We start from the raw sequence: 4,463 nt of genomic DNA on the forward strand, positions 1-4,463 counted from the left end.
GAAACCACGACTTCGATAATGGGTTAGCCGGTTTTGCAAAACAGCTCCCGCACGCCAATTTCCCCTTCCTGGTGAGCAACTATAATTTTGAGAATACAGAGCTGCAAGGCAAAACAAAACCTTATCAGGTGTTTAGAAAGCAGGGTATCAAGGTGGGCGTATTTGGTTTAGGGATCGAGCTCCATGGTTTGGTTAATAAAAAGAACTACCTGGAAACACAGTATCTTGATCCGATTACTAAGGCAAATGAAACAGCCAGTCTGCTAAGAAACGAGCTTAAATGCGACCTCGTGGTTTGTTTGTCGCATTTGGGATATAAGTACCGCGATGATAAAGTATCAGATCTGATCCTGGCACGCTCGACGAGGAACATTGACCTGATCATCGGCGGGCATACGCATACTTTCATGAAAGCGCCCGAGGCAGTGATGAACCTCGACGGAAAACCGACGACGATCAACCAGGTAGGATTTGCAGGAATTAACCTGGGAAGGCTCGACTACTTTTTTGACAGGGAATCGGGAAAACAGAAAATGGTATCTTCCGTTTATCCCATTCATGGGCAGGACAGGGTATAACAATGGGCGGCATTATTCCATGTGCAGGAACTGCTGCCTGACTTTTTCTTCTTCCAGATCCAGCTGCGCCAGGTGCTGCCTTACTACCTCTTCTTCAAACATTGCCTTCTTATTGAATTTGTGCAGCAGCTCCCGTTTTCTTTCCAGGATTTCCTTGCTGATCGATTGGTATTGCGTCACATAATCATGTCCGGAATGCTCCGGGTCACTTTCTCTTACATGGTTTAAAAATCCGATATCGCTTTCGAGTTTGTATTTGAGGCTTTGCAGCAGTTCGTTGCGGGGCACTACGTCCGCATACTGTTCATTGATCAGGCTGAGGGCTTCCTGCGCAAGTTTAAGCCGGATCAGCACGTCCTGCTCCTGGATCGTAACCTCGTAATCCATTTCTTCGGCATTCAGCGTTTTGATCACCCACGGCAGTGTTAGTCCCTGAAAAACGAGGGTTACCATGATTACCACAAACGTTATAAAAAGGATCAGGTTACGCTGCGGGAAGGGTTGTCCGCCATTGATCAAATGCGGAATGGATAATGCGGCAGCCAATGAAACCACGCCGCGCATTCCGGTCCACCCGAAAGCAAGCGGCGCGCGCCAGCCGGGACTGCTATCTGCCGTCCGGATAAATCTGCTGATAAAAACGGTAAACACAGACGCGCCCAGTGTGCTGATAATGCGCGTAATAATGACCACGAGGGAAATGATCAATCCGTATTTGATAGCATCAGAAAGCGAAGTATCTCCCAGCTGTTCTACAATAACAGGCAGTTCGAGTCCGATGAGCATAAACACGATTCCGTTAAGCACAAATCCGACGGTACTCCATACATTAACTCCCTGAATGCGACTCAGGTGACTCAGTATGCTGTGACTCCTGTCGGACAGGAACAAGCCGCCCGTCACCACCGCAATTACACCCGAGTAATGAAATTCTTCGGCCACTATGTACATGGTATAGGGTGCCACGAATGTTAAGATCGTGTCGATACTTGGCGTTGTCGGCATCCAGCGATGGATTGCGTAGAACAGCAATGCAATACCGATACCGATTGCAAAACCCATGATGATGACCAGGAAAAAGCTTGTTACTGCTTCTGTCAGAACAAACTGGCCGGTGATAATCGCAGCCAGTGCAAACCGGAACACGATCAGGCTGGACGCATCATTGAGCAGGCTCTCACCTTCCACAATCGCGATCAGTCTTTTGGATACCTTCACATCTTTGAGGATGGAAGTAGCCGCAACAGCATCCGGCGGAGAGATAATGCCGCCCAGGAGAAAGCCAAGTGCAAGTGTAAAACCCGGGATAATCGTCTTGGAGACAAATGCGATTACGCAGGAAGTAAAAATGACAATACCGAATGCAAATGAGCCAATCACACGCCGCCATTTCCAGAAATCTTTCCAGGAGGTTTGCCAGGCAGCTTCAAAAAGCAGCGGAGGCAAAAAGATCAGGAAGATCAGGTCGGGATTGATGTCAATCTGCGGAATGCCGGGAACGAAGCCGAGTACCAATCCGCCGAGCACAAGCACAATCGGATAGGATACTTTGATCCGCTGCGCCAGCATTACCAGGAATAAAATGATGACAATGAGCGAAAGGTACAGGATGATATCGTTGTGCATACAAGCCGGCGGAGTGAACTTATCTCACGTACAATTTAATACCATTTGTTGATTTAAGAACAATCTGGGGGTGCATTCCGACAGCATGCGCGGGATCAATTTCAAAAGTAAAACGCTTGACCAGTGAGGCGAGCAGCAGCTGCATTTCCATCATCGCAAATTGCTGGCCGATACATATCCGCGGACCTGCGCCAAAAGGGAGATAGTTGAATTTGGGCCGGTTCCTGATATTTTCAGGACTGAAATTTTCGGGGTCGAAAACGGACGGATTTTTCCATAAATGCGGGTTCCGGTGCAGCTCGAATACAGATAAAAATACGGAGGTACCTTTGGGAATGTGGTAACCTTCGATCTCGCTGTTGATCACCGCCTCCCGTGTCATAGTCCAGGCGGGCGGGTACAGCCGCAGTCCCTCTTCAACAACCTGCCGCGTGTAAGGCATGCGCATCAGCTGCTCGAAAGTGGGCACATTGTCAAAAATCTCACTTTCTTCCCTGATCCGGCTGGTGATAGCAGGTTGTTTGGACAGCTCCCACAAGAGCCAGCTCAGGCCGGTCGCAGAGGTTTCGTGGCCGGCTGCAAACATGGTGATCGCCTCGTCGCGGATTTGCTGATCGTTCATTTGCTCGCCGGTATCTTCGTCGGTGCTATCCAGCAGGAGTTGCAGGAGATCATTTGGCGCGTCGCCCGACTTTCTTCTTTGCTCTATAAAACTAAGAATCAGCTTATTGAAGTAGCCCAGGTCGGTGCGGAAGTATCTATCTTCTCCATTGATCGCCATTATTGGCCTGCGGTACGGCCGGCGCACGCGGGTTACGAGGTATTTCTGCGTACGTGTCACCTGCTTGTAAATCTGCGCCTTGTCTTCGTTTGTCATATTTCCAAACAACGTTTTCAGTGCGATATCCGAAGTAATTGCCATCATTTTGGCATCGACATCGACGGCTTCTTTCCCTCGATGTGCTTCCATATCGTCCAGAAAAGCTGCTGTGAGGTCGCCCATGGTGAGGAACAATTCCTGTAAACGCTCGCGGTGAAATGCAGGCTGAACCAATCGCCGCTGCTGGGGACGTCAGCAATTGCATTTAAGGCACGATACTTTATATATAATCACTCACAATCCACTAATTAGTTTAACCATGTTCATTGCGAAATTGAAAGGAAGATCAATCGGGATTTTATTGTTGTTGGGCGTTTTGTCAAACACAGTTGTAATGGCGCAGGCGAAAGAAGAAGAGAAGCTGGTTGCCGCTGCTGCCGTGTTGGATGATTTTAATGAAATGCAGGAAAACATACCTGAGCAGTTGCTCAATATCTCAAAGGGCGTGATCATTATACCGAAAATGATCAATGCAGGATTGATGTTGGGCGGTAAGTACGGCCGCGGCGTGGCGATGGTGAAAAAGGAGAATGGGGAATGGAGCGATCCTGTGTTTATCACCATTACCGGCGGTAGCATCGGTGCGCAGATTGGTGTGCAGGCTGTGGATCTGGTACTCGTATTCAAAAACAGTAAAACATTGCGTGAAATCGGAAAGGGCAGCTTTACATTAGGCGGAGATCTTTCGGTAGCTGCCGGACCAATGGGAAGAAGCTCCTCTGCGCAGACAGATTACAAGCTGGAAGCAGAAGTATATTCCTATTCAAGAAGCAAAGGTTTATTTGCCGGCATTACGCTCAACGGAGCTGCATTGGCGGTAGATACCAAAGCCAACAATGATTTTTACGACGGCTGGAAAGACGCGGGCACGACCTTTAAGAGCTCAAACGTTTCTTCCAAACCCGTAGAAAATCTGCGCGCCAGACTGGACGAATTCAACAAATAAAGCAAAATGCCATCCTCAGTCATCGCATCATACACCTATGACGGAGACACGGAAACACTCAGGGTCACCTACGTTTCCGGGATGGTTTACGACTACAAAAAAGTACCCCTGGAAGTGTACCAAGCCATGAAGGCCACCACATCCAAGGGTACTTTTTTGAATAAATACATTAAGGGGAATTTTGAGTTTGAGAAGGTGGGGGAAGATTAATTTTGAATGAGTGAATGAGTGAATGAGTTTCGAGTTAGTGAGTTAGTGAGTTAGTGAGTTAGTGAGTTAGTGAGTTAGTGAACGAGTGATGTTTTAGGATGAAGTTTGTCACCCTGAGCTAAAACTCATAAACCATAAACTCATAAATGTCTTGTCCTGAAAAAAGTGGACACGTTTGTGAAATGTTTACTTCTTCATCTAAGCTGCCTTCATTCGGTGTACT

General features: G+C 47.8%; 5 protein-coding genes. 3 read left to right on the plus strand and 2 right to left on the minus strand.

From position 1 onward, the window contains the following. Positions 1–578: metallophosphoesterase (locus tag ACTIE6_RS18650; protein WP_439558080.1), on the plus strand; the 578-nt coding region annotated here is incomplete at its 5' end. Between the two features lie 12 nt (positions 579–590). Here ACTIE6_RS18650 and ACTIE6_RS18655 read toward each other — a convergent pair. Both ACTIE6_RS18655 and ACTIE6_RS18660 read right to left on the minus strand, forming a co-directional pair. Then, the gene (locus tag ACTIE6_RS18655) at positions 591–2,204 is read right to left on the minus strand and encodes a Na+/H+ antiporter (RefSeq protein ID WP_439558081.1); all 1,614 of its coding nucleotides are present in this window, start codon (positions 2,202–2,204) and stop codon (positions 591–593) included. Positions 2,205–2,223: 19 nt separating this feature from the next. Continuing rightward, positions 2,224–3,258, minus strand: coding sequence for a cytochrome P450 (locus tag ACTIE6_RS18660; protein ID WP_439558082.1), 1,035 nt, complete (start codon positions 3,256–3,258; stop codon positions 2,224–2,226). A gap of 85 nt (positions 3,259–3,343) precedes the next feature. Here ACTIE6_RS18660 and ACTIE6_RS18665 point away from each other — a divergent pair, with 85 nt between their 5' ends. Next, positions 3,344–4,030, plus strand: coding sequence for a lipid-binding SYLF domain-containing protein (locus tag ACTIE6_RS18665; RefSeq protein ID WP_439558083.1), 687 nt, complete (start codon positions 3,344–3,346; stop codon positions 4,028–4,030). Positions 4,031–4,036: 6 nt separating this feature from the next. Beyond that, positions 4,037–4,240 (plus strand): KTSC domain-containing protein, encoded by a 204-nt coding sequence (locus ACTIE6_RS18670; RefSeq protein WP_439558084.1) that lies wholly within the window; start codon positions 4,037–4,039, stop codon positions 4,238–4,240. Positions 4,241–4,463 lie beyond the last annotated feature (223 nt).

This window comes from Dyadobacter sp., assembly GCF_051859145.1.
In the GTDB taxonomy this organism is placed as follows: Bacteria; Bacteroidota; Bacteroidia; order Cytophagales; family Spirosomataceae; genus Dyadobacter.

What these genes read in the sequence shown, in the direction of transcription:
- ACTIE6_RS18655 (WP_439558081.1), bottom strand. Translation starts at nt 2,204, where the DNA reads ATGCACAACGATATCATCCTGTACCTTTCGCTCATTGTCATCATTTTA.
- ACTIE6_RS18665 (WP_439558083.1), top strand. Translation starts at nt 3,344, where the DNA reads ATGTTCATTGCGAAATTGAAAGGAAGATCAATCGGGATTTTATTGTTG.
- ACTIE6_RS18670 (WP_439558084.1), top strand. Translation starts at nt 4,037, where the DNA reads ATGCCATCCTCAGTCATCGCATCATACACCTATGACGGAGACACGGAA.